This is a genomic window from Streptomyces yunnanensis (assembly GCF_029011865.1).
Classification (GTDB): Bacteria; Actinomycetota; Actinomycetes; order Streptomycetales; family Streptomycetaceae; genus Streptomyces; species Streptomyces yunnanensis.
Genome location: NZ_CP095749.1, coordinates 3,871,301 through 3,887,039 on the forward strand (window position 1 = coordinate 3,871,301; position 15,739 = coordinate 3,887,039).

The following is a 15,739-nucleotide window of genomic DNA, read 5'->3' on the forward strand; positions in this document are numbered from 1 at the left end:
GATCCGGGGGGGGCGCATGGTCCGGGCGCGCGCCTCCGGGCGCTCGTCCGCGGCGGGGCGCCATGGCCGTGGCGCGGCACCCCCGCGTCCGCGCCGACACTCTACTCCCAAACGCGATACATCGCGTTGCAAAGGGAGATGATGCGCCTGCGGCGCCCGGACCCGGCGGGAGCGGCCGGGCGCCCGTGGCTCAGACCGCGAGCACGTCGTACCCCGCCTCGCGCAGCGCCGCGGTCACCTCGGCACAGTGCTCGGGCCCCTTGGTCTCCAGGTGGAGCTCGACCTCGACCTCGGTGAGCCCCAGCCGGGGGTCGATGCGGACGTGCCCGACGTCGAGGACGTTGGCGTCCGCCACCGTGAGGACGCCGAGGAGGTTGGCCAGCGCCCCCGGGCGGTCGGTGAGGCGGACCCGGAAAGAGAGATAACGGCCGGCCGCGACCATGCCGTGGCGGAGGATCCGCTGCATCAGGAGCGGATCCACGTTGCCGCCGGAGAGCACCGCGACGACCGGCCCCTCGAAGGAGCCGGGCGAGGACAGCAGCGCCGCGACCGGGCTCCCGCCTGCCGGCTCCACCACCAGCTTCGCCCGCTCCAGGCACAGCAGCAGGGCGCTGGACAGCGCGTTCTCGGTGACCGTGACGACCTCGTCCACCAGCTCGCGCACGATGCCGAACGGCACGTCGCCGGGCCGCCCCACCTTGATCCCGTCCGCCATCGTGGCCAGCGGCTCGATCGCCACCGGACGCCCCACCGCCAGCGACGGCGGATAACAGGCCGCGGCCGCCGCCTGCACCCCGACCACCCGCACATCCGGCCGCAGCGCCTTGACCGCGAGGGAGATGCCGGCCGCCAGCCCGCCCCCGCCCATCCCCACGACGACGGTGCGCACCTCCGGGCACTGTTCGAGGATCTCCAGGCCGACCGTGCCCTGGCCCGCGATGATGTCGCGGTGGTCGAAGGGGTGGATGAAGACCGCACCGGTCCGCCGCGCGTACTCCTCTGCGGCGGCCAGCGTCTCGTCCACGACCTGCCCGTGCAGCCGGACCTCGGCGCCGTACTCGCGGGTCGCGGCGACCTTCGGCAACGGGGCGCCGACCGGCATGAAGACCGTCGAGGCCACCCCCAGCAGGGACGCCGCGAGGGCCACACCCTGCGCGTGGTTGCCGGCGCTCGCCGCCACCACTCCGGCGGATCGTTCCTCCGCCGAGAGTCCGGCGATCCGCACATACGCGCCGCGGATCTTGAACGAGCCGGTGCGCTGGAGGTTCTCGCACTTCAGGTGGACGGGGGCGCCCACCAGCTCCGACAGATAGCGGCTGCCCTCCATGGCGGTGGCCCGGGACACCCCGGAGAGCAGCTTCTGTGCCGCGCGCACGTCGTCGACCGTGATCCCGGCGAGCGCCGCCGGTGCGGCGGCCCCGGAGCCGGTGGGCTGGTGCGGCGTACGCGGCGTGTGGTCGGCCATGCGGCCAGTCTCGCAGTTCGGCCACCCGCGGGACGTTTCCGGCCGGATGGCGGACACCCGCGGGCCCGGAGGGCCACTTCGCCGGCCCCGGCGCGGACCGTACGCGCCTGCGCCGGTACGGCCCGCGCCGGGGCCGCGTACGCTGTCTTCCCATCCATGCCCACTTCCATGAAGCGAGCCCCGACCATGCCCACCCCTTCGGACATGTCGACCCACTCCGACACTGCTCTTCTCGACGCGCTGCAGCACCAGGTGGCCGTCTTCGCACGCCGCGCCGAACAGAGCCGGCTCGGCGGCGTCGGGCAGGCGCGCAACTCCATGGACCGCGCCGCCTATCTGCTCCTCAACCGCCTGGACCAGGAAGGCCCGATGGGCGTCAAGGCCCTGGCCTGCGGGATGGGGATCGACTCCTCCACCGTCACCCGGCAGGTCGCGCCCCTGGTCGACGCCGGCCTGGTCGACCGCGCCACCCACCCCGAGGACGGCCGCGCCGTGGTCCTCGAACTGTCCGAGCGCGGCCGCGCCCGGCTGGAGGAGGTCCGGGCCTCGCGGCGGGCGCTGATGGCGATGGTGACGGAGAAGTGGACCGACGAGGAGCGCGACGCGTTCACCGCGCTCCTGACGCGCTTCAACACCTCGCTCGCCGAGATCACCGCACTGGCACCGGGCGGGCCCGCACCGTCCTGACGGGTCCGGCCGGATCCGACGGCGACCCGGCGGTCATCCGGCGGGCACCACCCGACGGGCACCATCCGGCGCGCACCAACCGACGGACGCCAACCGACGGGCGCCTGACGGTGCGTCTGCGTGCGGGGGCGATCCGCGGGCGGGCCGCCCGCCGCACCGTGTCAGGTCGCCACTAACTCCCCATATCCGGCCGGGAGTCACCCAGTCCTGGCGCCCGCCACCCGCCACCGGATCGCACCACCCCGCCCGTAGAGGGGTGTTGAAGCGGTGGCGAGCGGACCGGAGGCGGAACGCCGGGCAGCCGGCCGCCGGGCCGCCCGGCACGAAGGCGGCCCGAGCGCCGGGGAAGGACGGATCAGCCCAGCGCCTGCGTGAGGTCGGCCAGCAGGTCGTCGGCGGACTCGATGCCCACCGAGAGGCGCACCAGGTCCGCGGGGACCTCCAGCGCCGAACCGGCCGTCGAGGCGTGCGTCATCCGCCCCGGGTGCTCGATCAGCGACTCCACGCCGCCCAGCGACTCCCCGAGGGTGAACAGCTTGGCGCGGTTGCAGACCTCCACCGCCGCCTCCTCACCGCCCGCCACCTGGAACGACACCATGCCGCCGAAGGACCGCATCTGCTTGGCGGCGACCTCGTGGCCGGGGTGCTCGGACAGCCCCGGGTAGTAGACCCGGGTGACCTTCTTGTGGGAGGTCAGCAGCTCGGCGACGCGTGCCGCGTTGGCGCTGTGCCGGTCCATCCGGACGGCCAGCGTCTTGATGCCGCGCATCACCAGCCAGGCGTCGAAGGGGCCGGCGATCGCGCCCATCGCGTTCTGGTGGTACGCCAGCTCCTCGCCCAGGGTGTCGTCGTTCACGACCAGCGCGCCGCCGACCACGTCCGAGTGACCGCCCATGTACTTGGTGGTGGAGTAGACCACCACGTCGGCCCCGAGGGCGAGCGGCTGCTGGAGGTAGGGGCTGGCGAAGGTGTTGTCGACCACCAGGCGGGCCCCGGCGTCCCGGGCCACGCCGGCGAGCGCCGCGATGTCGCTGATGCCGAGCAGCGGGTTGCTGGGCGTCTCCACCCAGATCACCTTCGTACGGGGCCGCAGCGCGTCCCGCACGGCCTGCGGGTCGGAGGTGTCGGCCACCGACCACTCCACGCCCCACCGCTCGACGACCTTCGCGAACAGGCGGAAGGTGCCGCCGTAGGCGTCGTTGGGGATCACGACGTGGTCACCCGGCGCGAGCAGGGTGCGCAGCAGGCAGTCCTCGGCGGCGAGGCCGGAGGCGAAGGCCAGGCCGCGGCGACCGCCGTCGAGGGCGGCGAGGTTCTCCTCCAGGGCGGTGCGGGTCGGGTTGGCGCTGCGGCTGTACTCGTAGCCGCCGCGGAGCCCGCCCACGCCGTCCTGCTTGTAAGTGGACACCTGGTAGATGGGCGGTACCACCGCGCCGGTGGCCTGGTCAGGCTCCTGACCTGCGTGGATGGCAAGGGTTTCGAAGTGCTGGTGGCGCTTGTCGCGCTGATCGCTCATGCCTGCCGAGGGTAGTCGGCCGCGCGGCTGAACTTTCCGGAACTTATCCGTTCGCTCGATAGTGGATACATAAGAGAGAACGGGAGACCGCACCGCGACCGGCACCGGGGCCTCGGCCCGCACCGCGGGCCACCGCCGCGCCACCGCCCGCCGGACCCCTCCCACCCGCCGCCCTGCCCCTCCGACCAGGACACACGACATGGACGCTCTGCTGCTTCTCTTCGCCGCGATCGCGCTCGGCGGTCTGGTCTTCCTGCCCTGGATGCGGCGCCGGAAGGCCGTACAGCACACCGAACGGGGCCTCGCGGTGGCCGCCGACCCGATGGCCGGCTACGGCTTCGTGCCCCTGGAGCAGCTCGACGCGCGGCTGCCCGGCCCCGACGAGCAGCTGGCCGAGGCGCTCGCCGAGATGCGTCGGACGCGCGACTGGCGCCCGGCCGCCGAACTGCTGCGGTCCACCGGTGAGGACTGGGAGCTGCGCTGGCAGCGGGTGCAGACGCTGGCCGGCGCGGCCGCGTTCGAGCTCGCGGACACGCCGCCGGCGACCGCGGCCCCCGGCGGCGTGCGGACCGGCGGCATCTGGCTGCGCACCTGGCGCGCGGAGGCCCCCAAGGACCCCGGCGGCGCCCAGACGCACGCCCAGTTCCTGGTCGTCCAGGCCCTGCGCGACCCCGGCTCGCAGGACTTCCGGATGATCCTGGAGGAGGCCCGCACGGTCTGCCGGGACGCGGCGCTGCTGGCCCCCGGCAGCCCGATCCCGTACATCACGGAGCTGGCCGTCGCCCGCGGCCTGGGCGAGCGCCCCGCGGACTACGAAGAGCTCTGGAACAAGGTCCGCCAGCGGGCACCGCACCACATGGGCGCGCATCTGGCGGCGCTCTCGTACTGGTCGGAGAAGTGGCACGGCTCCCGTGAGCAGGCCGAGGAGTTCGCCGCGCGCGCCGCCGCCGCGGCCCCGGCGAAGAGCCTGCTGCCGGCCCTCCCGCTGTTCGCGGTCTACGAGCACCTCCCCGAGGCCAACATGGTCCGCAGCCTCTTCCAGAGCGCGGTCGTCGAACGCGCCATAGAGGGCGCCCACTTCGCCCTCCGGGAGGCCCCCGCCGACCACCCCGTGGCACCGCACGTCCGCCACCTGCTGGTCTGGTTCCTGGTCCGCGCGGAGCGCTACGCCGAGGCGATGGAGCAGCTCCGCCTCGTCGACGGCCACGTGGGCGCCGTCCCCTGGTCCTACGGGCGCAGCCCGGCCGCCGAGTACGCCGCGTACCGCGCCCTGGCCATCGCGGGCTGGGAACAGCTCGGCGGCACCTCGGCGAACTTCCGCGCACAGGACTAGCCAACCCCACCCCCGCTAGCGAAGTTCCCAGGAACGAACGGGCCCGGAATGCCCACCGCTCCCCGAACGTTCCACCGAAACGGCAACCGAACCCGGGACCGAAACGGAAACGGGACACGGACACCGCCCGCCCCTTCCCGCCCGCCCTCTCCCTGGAGCACGATCCTGATGCTGTTCTCCCGCTTCAAGACCCACCTCCCCACCTCCGAGGAAGCGCTGAAGGGGCGCCCCGAGCGGGCCTTCGCCGTCCCCGACCGGCACACCGTCCTCGGCAACCCGCTGCTCGGCCCGTACCCGGAGGGCCTGGAGGTCGCCGACTTCGGGCTGGGCTGCTTCTGGGGCGCCGAGCGGAAGTTCTGGCAGGCCGACGGCGTCTGGACCACCCTCGTCGGCTACCAGGGCGGCCACACCCCGAACCCCACCTACGAAGAGGTCTGCAGCGGCCACACCGGCCACACCGAGGCCGTCCGCGTCGTCTTCGACCCCGCGGTCGTCCCGTACACGTCCCTCCTGAAGCTGTTCTGGGAGTCCCACGACCCCACCCAGGGCTTCCGCCAGGGCAACGACGCCGGCACCCAGTACCGCTCGGCGATCTACACCCACTCCCCCGCCCAGCAGCAGGCCGCCGAAGCCTCCCGCGACGCCTACCGCACCGTCCTCCACTCCTCCGGCTACGGCGACATCACCACCGAGATCCTCCCCGCCGACACCACCCGCCCCTTCTACCCGGCCGAGACGTACCACCAGCAGTACCTCGACAAGAACCCCGCCGGGTACTGCGGCATCGGCGGGACCGGCGTCTCCTGCCCCGTCGGGGTGGCCAAGGCCGACGGCTGAGGTCAGCGCGTGGGCTTCGGAAACCGTGCGCGCAGGGTGCGCCACGCGGAGAAAGGACCCGGCCGGCGAAAATATATTGAACGATACGTTTCGTCTCGCCTAGCGTGAGGGCGTGACGAACCAAAAGCCCGGCAAGCGCGCCCATATCGCCATGTTCTCCATCGCCGCCTACGGGCATGTGAACCCGAGCCTCGAAGTGATCCGGGAGCTCGTCGCGCGAGGGCACCGCGTCACGTACGCCATTCCTCCCCGCTTGAAGGAGGAGATCGCCGAGACCGGTGCCGAGCCGGTCCCGTACCGCACGACGCTGCCGTCGCCCGACAGCGACCCGTCGGCGTGGGGGACCACACTCCTCGACAACGTCGAGCCGTTCCTGGACGACGCGATCCAGGCACTGCCGCAGCTCATCGAGGCGTATCGGGGCGACGAGCCGGACCTCGTGCTGCATGACATCACCTCTTATCCGGCACGCGTCCTCGCTCACCGCTGGGGCGTGCCCGCGATCTCCCTCTCGCCGAACCTCGTCGCGTGGGAGGGTTACGAGGAGGAGGTCGCCGAGCCGATGTGGGCGGAAGTCAAAGCGAGCGAGCGCGGTAGGGCGTACTACGAGAAGTTCACCAACTGGCTTGTGGAGAACGGGATCACGCAGCACCCCGACCCGTTCGTCGGTCGCCCCGGCCGGTCGATCGTGCTCATCCCCAGGGCGCTGCAGCCGCAGGCCGACCGGGTCGACGAGAACGTCCACTCCTTCGTCGGCGCCTGCCAGGGCGACCGCACGGCACAGGGCGACTGGGCGCGGCCCGCGGACGCCGAGCGGGTCCTGCTCGTCTCGCTCGGCTCGTCCTTCACCAAGCAGCCTGGTTTCTACCGCGAGTGCGTCAAGGCGTTCGGCGGTCTGTCGGACTGGCACGTCGTGCTCCAAGTGGGCAAGCACGTCACCGCCGACGAGCTCGGCGAGATCCCCGGAAACGTCGAAGTGCATCAGTGGGTAGCGCAGTTGGCGATCCTGAAGCAGGCCGACGCCTTCATCACGCACGCCGGCGCCGGAAGCAGCCAGGAGGGTCTGGCCACCGCCACACCCATGGTCGCCGTCCCGCAGGCCGCCGACCAGTTCGGCAACGCGGACATGCTCCAGGGACTCGGTGTGGCCCGCCACCTCCCGATGGACCAGGCGGACGCCGCCACCCTCCGTGCGGCGGTGCTCGCGCTCGTCGCCAACCCGGAGGTGGGACGCCGCCTCGCGGCCGTCCAGCGGGAGATGGCCGCAGAGGGCGGCACCCGGCGCGCGGCCGACCTCGTCGAGGCGGCATTGCCCGACGAGTAAGGGCGCCAGGGGGCGGTTCCGGCCTGCTGGTCTGTGACGGGCCCGAACCGAAATGACGTCGCGGACCTGGCCGGTGGCGTGGGCCGCGAACGGGTCCCTTCCGAACGGGAGCCGTTCACTCAAGGGTGCTGTAATGCCCTTATGCAGCAAAACCCTTACGGAGAAGACCCCGTGCGGTTCATGGTCCAGCTCGCGGCCGAACCACCGTGCACTCCTGAGGAGTTCGCTGCGCGCTGCCTGGCAGCGGGCATGGCCATCGACCGCCCGGTGGGCGCGGGCGACCTGGCGGAGATCCTGGACTTCCTCCCGCGCTGGCTGGCCGTGGCCGACGCCGACACCCACGGGCAACGAGCCGCCCTGGTCAACGCGTTGCTGGCCTCCTCCGCCGGGCACCCCCGCGTGACCGACCACGCCGACGGGGGCTGGCACATCCACTACCGCGACGACGGCCTCGGCCTGGGCGCCGTGGTCCGTGCGGTGGTCAGCGTCGGCACGGCCCTGCACCTGACCGGGCGCGGCATGGACCGCCTCGGTCGCTGCGCACTGGCCGAATGCGACCGGGTGTACGCCGACTTCACCCGGGGCGGCCGGCAGCGCTACTGCTCCCACGCCTGCGCCAACCGCGACGCGGTACGGCGGCATCGAGCCCGGCGGCAGTAGGGGCCGGAGCCCGTCGGTGGATCTCGACGAGTGCCGCGCTCATGTCCGCGCCACCTCGGCGTGCGGGTGGCGGCGGATCTCGATGTTGCGGTCGATGACGGTCGACTTGTCGCCGATGGCGCGCGCCGCCGCACGCTGCTCGGCCAGGGCGGCACACACGTCGCACCCGGCGACCGGCGCGGGCTCCGGCGTCGACACCGGTTCCCCCAGGTGGACGGGACGGCAGTTGCGGGGCATCAGACCCCCACCTCCGCCCCGTGGATCCGGCGCGGGCCGGCCTCGCCGCCGTGCACGGCCGGCCACGGCGTCCGCCCCTGCGCATGCCCGGGGCGACGCCTCCGCCACTCCTCGGGAGTCAGCACGTACGGGCGGACCAGGGCCGAGTCCTCGCCACGAAGCGGTCCCGCATGCCGGACGGGAACGCGGGGACGCACGCGCGCCGGCGCGTCCGCACGCCGGGCGACGGGCGGTGCACCGGCCGACCGGTGGCAGCCTCGCGCGGGAAAGAGCAGCCGCAGCAGCGGGATTAAGTATCGCGCGGTAGCGTTGGTCACGTCGTCAACTCCTTGTTGGTTGACGGCCACGCCCCCGGACCGTCCACCACGGTCGCGGGGGTCCTCTCGTCGTCTCGCCGATCGTCGGCGGCCATGACGCGGGGAGGGCCGGTGCTCGCTCTAGGCAACCGCCTCGCTACAGCCGGCGGTACCGTTGCACCGGCAGCGGCTTTTAAGAGCTTTAAGCGCTCGTGCACACCGGGGAGTTGAGGGCTAGTGGGCGCTCGGGAACCGAACCGGCACCTTGAACGGCTTTACCGGCAGACCGGCTGGACGCTGCGGCAGTTCGTCCAGGCCGTGAACCGCGTCGGGACCGAGCGGGGAACCCCGCTCAAGTACCGCGAGCCATCGGCCCATCAGGGGCGTCAGGGGCACCTGCCGAAGGAGGAGGTAAGGCCGCTGATCCTGGAGGCCCTGGCCCGGAGACTGGGACGCCCGGTCACCCACGCCGAGGCCGGGTTCCCCGCCCCTGCCGGCGCTTCGGAGGCCACTGCGGGCACGGTCGAAGGGCTGGTCGACCTCGGCCGGGGGGATGTGGACCCCTCGCGCCGCAGCGTCCTCGGCATGAGTCTCTTCTCCGTCGCGCTGACCGTGCCCAATTGGCCCGATGTGGTGGGCCGGATGGAAGAAGTCCAATGCGGCCGGACTCAGCGCATCGGCATGCCCGAGGTCGACATGGTCATCGCCATGACCGAGCGGGTGTCGGAACTGGACGACCAGTTCGGCGGACGCCACGCACGCCCGATGGCCGCGGCCTTCTTGGTCAACACCGTGGCCCCGTATCTACGGGCCGCGGCCCCCGAGCCGGTACGCAAGGCGATGATGTCGACTGCCGCGGATCTGTGCTACCTGACCGGGTATATGGCAGTGGATGAAGGTGTTCACGGCCTTGCGCAACAGTATTACCTCAAGGCGTTGGAACTCGCCGGAGCAGCCGAGGACCACCTGACGTACTGCACAACGCTGCGGGGCATGAGCGTTCAGGCCGTTGATCTACGGCACGGCAGGCAGGCGAAGCGGCTCGCTGACGCCGCCTCTGCCGCATCTCCGCAAGCCGGCCCACGCATGCGGGCCTTCCTCGCCGGACAGCAGGCACATGCGTCCGCGCAGATCGGCGACCGCAGTAATGCACTGATGCACCTGCGAGAGGCCGAGGTGGCCATGGAAAAGGCGGAGTCCAGAGGGAAAGCGTTCGGCTCGTACGATCCAGCGGCCCTGAACTACCACGTCAGCCAGGTCCGGTACGAACTCGGCGAACTTTCCGGCTCCATCAAGGCCATGCAGGAATCGGACAAGGTCCGCTACAGCGTCTACCGTCGTGCTCGCGTACGCCATCGCGCCACCTTGGCCGAACGCCAACTGGAAGTCGGCCACCTGGAAGCGGCATGCGCGACATGGAATCTCGCGTTGGACGACTACCCCCTGGTGCAGTCAGGTCGAGCAGATGAGCGCATTCGAACGATGCTCAAGCTCATCCGCCCCCACCTCAGAAATCACGCCGCACGGGAATTGCACGAGCGCGCCCAACTCGTGGCTCCGGCCTCACTCTTGGCCTAGTCCGGGGCGTCGGGTGGGGTCGAGGTGGGCGTGGTCGGCGGCGGCGGTGCCCTGGTCCCAGCCGGCGGCGTCGCGGATGCCGCGCAGGCGGACCGGGGCGGTGTCGGGGAAGAGCGTGCCGGTGGTCTCCTCGACGGCGAGTTCGCGGGCGGCGAGGACCGGGAGGAGCCGGTCCGGGGCGGCGGCTTCGGCGGAGGCCGCGGCCGTGGCGGCGGCGGTGGCCGCGGAGAGGCGGGTGCGGATGCGGTCCGCGTACGCCACGAGGAAGGTCTGGCGGAAGTCGCGGGTGCGGCGGGAGCGGCCGCGGGCGTGGTGCTCGTCGGCCGCGCGGTGCATCGCGGCGGTGGCCTGGAGGAGCAGCGAGGTGTACAGGAGTTCGGTCGCCTCCAGGTCGGGCGGGAAGCCGACGGCGGTGGAGAAGCCGAGTTCGGCGGCCCAGACGGCCTGGCAGCGGTTGGCGGCCGCGACGGCGTCGAGGAGCAGCGCCTTGCCCTGTTCGTAGGGGCCCTCGATGCCGATGCGGATCGCCGAGGGGCCGTCGGCGGGTTGGTTCCCCCCGGGGCCGTGGGCGTGGGCGAGGAGGGCCTCGTCAATGCTGTGACGGGCCATCAGTTCCTGGGCCTTGGCGGACAGCGCCTCGGCCTCCTCGGCGAAGGTGGTCGCCTCCGCCTTGGCGAGCAGGCCGCGGATCCGGCCGAGCGCCCGGGAGGCGGGCGCGCCGCCGGGCCCGCTCCCGCCGGACGGACCGGACGGACCGGGCGGGGCCGGCAGCGGAGTGATCCGGGGCAGCCGGGCGAGCAGGCGCAGCGCGGTCAGGACGTCGCAGGCGGTCTCGAAGCGGGTGGCGCGGCGGCGGGCCGTCAGGGCGTCCAGATAGGCGGGGTCGGCGGCCCACCAGACGCGGGCGTCGAGGCGGTCGAGCTGGGCGCGCCAGCGCGGGTCCCGGGCCGGGCCGGACGAGCTCGGGCGGCGGGCCTCCTCGGCGGCGACGGCGTCGACGACCAGCGCCGCCGTCGCGGCGTCCGGAGCGTCCCGCCGGACGATCCGCTCCAGGTCGGCGGGTTGCCAGCCGCCCGCCCAGCACCGCCGGACGGCGTCCACGGCGGCCGTTACCACGGCCGCGCTCATCGCCTCCCAGCCGGGCGCCGCGGCGGCCAGCATCGAGGCCCCCGCCTCGACGGCGTCCTCGGCGGCCGGGCCGTCCGCGGCGTAGCGGACGCTGCCGAGGATGGTGCCGAGCAGGTCGGCGGCCTGGCGGGCGGGGTCGCCGCCGGGCCGGGCTCCCGCGCCCGTTCCGCCGTCGCGCCCGCGGCCCTGCCGATCGCGCTTCCCACCGTCGTTCCTCGCGTGCTCGCTCACCCGGCCACTGTACGGACGGCCGCCGGCGCCGCCCGCCCCGGACTCCGGGCCCGTGCCGCGCGCCCCGTATGCAGCGACCGGCGCCCGGCGCCCCGCGTGGTCTGCGGGGTGCCGGGCGCCGGTCGTCTCGGTGGTGCGCGCGTCGGGCGGGTGCGCGGGGCGGCGTCACCGCCCGCCGTGTCGGGTCAGACGGCGCTGCCCGCGAGCCACTGGGACCAGGACATGTTCCATCCGTTGAGCCCGTTGTCCGGCTTGATGGTCTTGTCCGGGGAGTTGATCACCTTGACGACGTCGCCGAGCTGCGAGTGGGCGAAGAACCACGCGGCGTTGGTGGACGGGTCGTTGCCGCCCTTGACGTCCTCCAGGCCGATGCAGCCGTGGCTGGTGTTGGCCTTGCCGAAGATGCCCTTGCCCCAGTAGTTGCCGTGGATGAAGGTGCCGGAGCTCGACAGCCGCATGGCGTGCGGGACGTCGGGGATGTCGTACTCGCCCTTGCCGTCGTTGTTGGTGAAGCCGACGGTGGAGCCGTCCATCCGGGTCTGCTTGAACTTCTCGGAGATGACCATCTGGCCGTTGTAGGTCGGGTGGTCGTCGCTGCCCGAGGAGATCGGGATGGTCTTGACGACCTTGCCGTCGCGGACCACCGTCATCAGGTGCGTCTTGGCGTCGACGGTGCTGACCTGGGAGTGGCCGACGGTGAAGCGGACGGTCTTGTTCTGGATGCCCTTCACGCCCGGCGACGCCTCGACGCCGTCGAGCGCGAGCTTCATCGTGACCTGGGAGTTCGGCTTCCAGTAGTCCTTGGGCCGGAAGTCCAGCCGCTTGTTGCCGAACCAGTGGCCGACGACCTGCTGGTTGCTGCTGGAGGCGACCGTGATCGCCGACTGGACGGCCTGGCGGTTCTTGACCGGCTTGTCGAAGTTGATCGACACCGGCATGCCGACGCCGACCGTCGAGCCGTCCTCGGGGGTGAAGTTCCCGAGGAAGCTGTTGGTCGGGGAGACCGTGGTGAAGGTGGAGTTCTCCACCGCCGTGCGGCCCTGGGCGTCCACCGCGTGGGCGGTGACCTGGTAGGTCGTCGCGCGGGACAGCGCCTGCTTGGGCTTCCAGGAGGAGCCGTCGGCCGCGAGGGTGCCCTGGACGGTCTTCCGCTGGGTCTTCTCGTTCTGGTGCGCGACGACCGTGGTCATGGTGACGTCGGTGAGCTTGCCGCCACTGGCGGTCACCGCCATGTCACTGAGGCCGGCGTCCGTCGAGCCGTCCCTCGGCGTAATGGTGATCTTCGCCTGCGAGGCGTCCTGGGCGGCCGCCTCGTCGACCTGCTGGGTGCTCTCGTGCCGGGTGCCGTCCGGGCGTCCGGTGTCCGCACCGCCACCGTGTGCGGTGGCGCTGCCGCCACACGCGGCGACCGTGAGAACGCCCCCGATCAGCGCGGCACCGGCTATGAGGCCCTTGCGGCGCTTGCGGTCCGTCATCACACGCTTCTCCATTGCTGCCGATTTGGGAAAATCCCCGAGCGGGCCGCCAACCGAGCGCAGACATATCTGGACGCAAGCATTCCGGCCGACTCTCCATGGAACGCCATATCCCTTTCGTCCACTCCATTCCTGGCGGAATTGTGGGGAAGGACACGTAATGACGGGCAAAACGACCATCACGCGCCGAATGGAGCAGATCACGCATATAGCTGCGAGGTGCTGCATAAGGCTCGGCAGCGGTGTGGCCGAGAGCGGGCTTGCGCCCCGGCGCACGACCCGCCTCCGATTCCTCCGATTCACCGCCCCACACCCCCTGCCCCATTCGGCGTCCCGGCCGGGATAACGAGCGGGCGCCCCCCACGTCATCGGCCCCCGCACGGCGTGCCGTGCGGGGGCCTCGGTGGAGGGCGGTGGAGGGCGGTGGAGCCGGGGTCAGCCCTCCCCGTCCACGTCGTCCGCAAGGTCCCACTCCGCCGCGTCCCACTCGGCGTCCGGGTCGTAGTCGGTCATCTCCTCGCTGCTCCAGGACGCCTGGGCGAGTTCGGTGCCCGGCACCTCGGCGACCAGGTCGAAGGGATCGATGAGGTGGGCCAGCGCCTCCGCCGGGTCGTCTCTGACCGTCTCCTGCGACTGCCTGCGTTCCTCTTCGGGGAGCGCGGGGTCGGCGGTGATGCGGTCGAAGGCGGCGCCGGTCAGCTGCGCGGCGTCGGTGACCTCCATGACCAGTTCGACGTGAAGCCGTACAAAGCGTGATGTCTCGCCATTGCTCATGAACGGAGGGTATGCACGTCCGGGTCCCGACTACCGCGCGACCCGCGGCGGTCACTAACATCTGCGGTCAACGGCCAATTCGCCGAACCCACAAGGGGGATAGCTTTCGTGACCGCACGACGACCACTACTGACCGCCGCTGCCGCGGGATCGGTGCTGTTCGCCCTGTGGTTCGTGCCGTCCGCCAACGCGATCGTGGAAGATGACGGAGCGACACATTCCGGCCTGCGGGCGGAATCCGCTCAGGCCGCTCCGGGGCAGGCGAATGTGTCGGACCCGTCCGGCGCCGAGAGGCATACCGGCGACGGATCCGCCGAAAAGAAGAATTCCGATACGCGGGAGTCCGGTATCGGTTCGACCACCACCCGGCCCGGCGTCGCGCCGGCCGAGAACGGCGGACCGGCCCACTACCTCGCCGACACCGGCAGCCTCGACACCACGCCCTATGCGGTCGGCGGCGCGGCCTGCCTGGCGCTCGGCGCCGCGCTGGTCGGCTACTCCGTGCGCCGCACCCGCGACGAGACCGCCTGAGCCGGGCGCGCACCCGCCGGCCCGCGCGGCCCGGAGGGGACGGTCCCAGGACCGCCCCGCCCCGGATGCCGGCCGCGGCCGACGCGCGGCCCCGCGCCGCCGAGTTGAGGTGCCGTCAGGCCAGCCGGCCGGTGACCGACTCGGCCGCCGCCACCAGCTTCCCGTCCCGCACGAAGGCGTACGCCGCCTCCAGGTCCGGCGCCAGGAAGCGGTCCTCGCCCGGTCCCTGGACGCCCGCGGCGCGCAGCGCGTCCAGCACCGCGCGGGTCGCCGGCGCGGGCGTCAGTCCCTCGCGCAGCTCGACGGCGCGGGTCGCGGCGTAGAGCTCGACGGCGACGACCCGGGTGAGGTTGTCCACCGCGGTGCGCAGCTTGCGCGCCGCCGACCAGCCCATCGAGACGTGGTCCTCCTGCATGGCGGAGGACGGGATGGAGTCCACCGACGCCGGTGCGGCCAGCCGCTTCAGTTCGCTGACCAGCGCGGCCTGCGTGTACTGGGCGATCATCAGGCCCGAGTCGACGCCCGGGTCGCCGGCGAGGAAGGCGGGCAGCCCGTGCGAGCGGTTCTTGTCCAGCAGGCGGTCGGTGCGGCGCTCGGCGATCGAACCGAGGTCGGCCGCGGCGATGGCCAGGAAGTCCAGCGCGTAGGCGACCGGTGCGCCGTGGAAGTTGCCGTTGGACTCCACCCGGCCGTCGGGCAGCACGACGGGGTTGTCGACGGCGGCGGCCAGCTCCCGGTCGGCGACCAGACGGGCGTGCGCGAGGGTGTCCCGGCCGGCCCCGGCGACCTGGGGGGCGCAGCGGATGGAGTAGGCGTCCTGGACGCGCGGGGCGTCGTCCTGGTGGTGGCCGGTGAGGCCGGAACCGGCCAGGAACGTCAGCATGTTGGCGGCCGAGGCGGCCTGGCCCGGGTGCGGCCGGATGGCGTGCAGCTCGGGCGCGAGGACCTTGTCGGTGCCCAGCAGCGCCTCCATGGAGAGCGCGGCGGTGATGTCCGCGGAGGTGAACAGCCGGGCCAGGTCGGCGCAGGCCATCACCAGCATGCCGAGCATGCCGTCGGTGCCGTTGAGGAGCGCCAGCCCCTCCTTCTCGCGGAGCTCGACGGGCGCGATGCCGTGCTCGGCGAGCAGTTCGCCGGACGGGCGGACGACGCCGTCGGGGCCCTCCGCCTCGCCCTCACCCATCAGCGTCAGCGCGCAGTGCGAGAGCGGCGCGAGGTCGCCGGAGCAGCCGAGCGAGCCGTATTCGTGGACGACCGGGGTGATCCCGGCGTTCAGGAGGGCGGCCATGGTCTCGACGACCACCGGGCGGACGCCGGTGTGCCCTGAGGCGAGGGTCTTCAGCCGCAGGAACATCAGGGCGCGGACCACCTCGCGCTCGACCCGCGGGCCCATGCCGGCCGCGTGCGAGCGCACGATGTTGCGCTGGAGCTGGGCCCGCAGTTCGGGGCTGATGTGCCGGACGGCGAGGGCGCCGAAGCCGGTGGAGACGCCGTAGACCGGGTCGGGCTTGGCGGCGAGTTCGTCGATGAAGGCGCGCGAGGCGGCGACCGCGGCGCGGGCCTCCTCGGACAGCTCGATCCGCGCCGCGCCGCGGGCCACCGCGATGACGTCCTGTGCGGTGGTGCCGGACGTCCCCAGCACCACAGTGTGCATATCCATATTCAGG

At 72.5% G+C, this 15,739-nt stretch carries 14 protein-coding genes; 7 read left to right on the forward strand and 7 right to left on the reverse strand.

The window, feature by feature from the left end:
* Positions 1-190: 190 nt before the first annotated feature.
* Positions 191-1,465, reverse strand: a complete 1,275-nt coding sequence (gene ilvA / locus MOV08_RS16490; RefSeq protein ID WP_203232555.1) for a threonine ammonia-lyase — start codon at positions 1,463-1,465, stop codon at positions 191-193.
* Positions 1,466-1,651: 186 nt separating this feature from the next.
* On the opposite strand from ilvA, the gene MOV08_RS16495 reads away from it, so the two are divergent.
* Entirely contained in the window at positions 1,652-2,152 is a 501-nt protein-coding gene (locus tag MOV08_RS16495; RefSeq protein WP_275311800.1) for a MarR family winged helix-turn-helix transcriptional regulator, read from the forward strand.
* A 355-nt stretch (positions 2,153-2,507) separates the two neighbouring features.
* Here the strand turns inward: MOV08_RS16495 and MOV08_RS16500 are convergent, their stop codons facing one another.
* Positions 2,508-3,668, reverse strand: a complete 1,161-nt coding sequence (locus tag MOV08_RS16500; RefSeq protein WP_039633319.1) for a cystathionine gamma-synthase — start codon at positions 3,666-3,668, stop codon at positions 2,508-2,510.
* A 199-nt stretch (positions 3,669-3,867) separates the two neighbouring features.
* On the opposite strand from MOV08_RS16500, the gene MOV08_RS16505 reads away from it, so the two are divergent.
* From MOV08_RS16505 to MOV08_RS16520, 4 genes are all read left to right on the forward strand, one after another.
* Entirely contained in the window at positions 3,868-5,001 is a 1,134-nt protein-coding gene (locus MOV08_RS16505) for a hypothetical protein (protein ID WP_275307877.1), read from the forward strand.
* Positions 5,002-5,169: 168 nt separating this feature from the next.
* On the forward strand, positions 5,170-5,838 hold the full coding sequence (gene msrA, locus MOV08_RS16510; RefSeq protein ID WP_275307878.1) for a peptide-methionine (S)-S-oxide reductase MsrA: 669 nt from the start codon (positions 5,170-5,172) through the stop codon (positions 5,836-5,838).
* Positions 5,839-5,950: 112 nt separating this feature from the next.
* A complete protein-coding gene (gene mgt / locus MOV08_RS16515) occupies positions 5,951-7,162 on the forward strand; it encodes a macrolide-inactivating glycosyltransferase (RefSeq protein ID WP_338057165.1) in 1,212 nt (403 codons plus the stop codon).
* A 141-nt stretch (positions 7,163-7,303) separates the two neighbouring features.
* Positions 7,304-7,822, forward strand: coding sequence for a CGNR zinc finger domain-containing protein (locus MOV08_RS16520; RefSeq protein ID WP_275307879.1), 519 nt, complete (start codon positions 7,304-7,306; stop codon positions 7,820-7,822).
* 39 nt (positions 7,823-7,861) lie between these two features.
* On the opposite strand, the gene MOV08_RS16525 is transcribed toward MOV08_RS16520, so the two are convergent.
* The gene (locus MOV08_RS16525; RefSeq protein ID WP_275307880.1) at positions 7,862-8,059 is read right to left on the reverse strand and encodes a hypothetical protein; all 198 of its coding nucleotides are present in this window, start codon (positions 8,057-8,059) and stop codon (positions 7,862-7,864) included.
* 533 nt (positions 8,060-8,592) lie between these two features.
* Between MOV08_RS16525 and MOV08_RS16530 the strand changes: the two genes are divergently transcribed.
* Positions 8,593-9,933, forward strand: coding sequence for an NsdA family TPR-like regulatory protein (locus MOV08_RS16530; protein WP_275307881.1), 1,341 nt, complete (start codon positions 8,593-8,595; stop codon positions 9,931-9,933).
* On the opposite strand, the gene MOV08_RS16535 is transcribed toward MOV08_RS16530, so the two are convergent.
* The 3 genes from MOV08_RS16535 to MOV08_RS16545 form a co-directional block, all read right to left on the reverse strand.
* Positions 9,919-11,292: a DUF2786 domain-containing protein gene (locus MOV08_RS16535; RefSeq protein ID WP_275307882.1), complete on the reverse strand. Its 1,374-nt coding sequence runs from the start codon at positions 11,290-11,292 to the stop codon at positions 9,919-9,921. The genes MOV08_RS16530 and MOV08_RS16535 overlap by 15 nt on opposite strands.
* A gap of 185 nt (positions 11,293-11,477) precedes the next feature.
* Positions 11,478-12,767, reverse strand: coding sequence for a L,D-transpeptidase (locus MOV08_RS16540; protein WP_420834169.1), 1,290 nt, complete (start codon positions 12,765-12,767; stop codon positions 11,478-11,480).
* 435 nt (positions 12,768-13,202) lie between these two features.
* Positions 13,203-13,490: a hypothetical protein gene (locus MOV08_RS16545; RefSeq protein ID WP_039633333.1), complete on the reverse strand. Its 288-nt coding sequence runs from the start codon at positions 13,488-13,490 to the stop codon at positions 13,203-13,205.
* A gap of 159 nt (positions 13,491-13,649) precedes the next feature.
* On the opposite strand from MOV08_RS16545, the gene MOV08_RS16550 reads away from it, so the two are divergent.
* Positions 13,650-14,072: a hypothetical protein gene (locus MOV08_RS16550; RefSeq protein WP_039633335.1), complete on the forward strand. Its 423-nt coding sequence runs from the start codon at positions 13,650-13,652 to the stop codon at positions 14,070-14,072.
* A 115-nt stretch (positions 14,073-14,187) separates the two neighbouring features.
* On the opposite strand, the gene hutH is transcribed toward MOV08_RS16550, so the two are convergent.
* On the reverse strand, positions 14,188-15,732 hold the full coding sequence (hutH, locus tag MOV08_RS16555; RefSeq protein WP_078875767.1) for a histidine ammonia-lyase: 1,545 nt from the start codon (positions 15,730-15,732) through the stop codon (positions 14,188-14,190).
* Positions 15,733-15,739 lie beyond the last annotated feature (7 nt).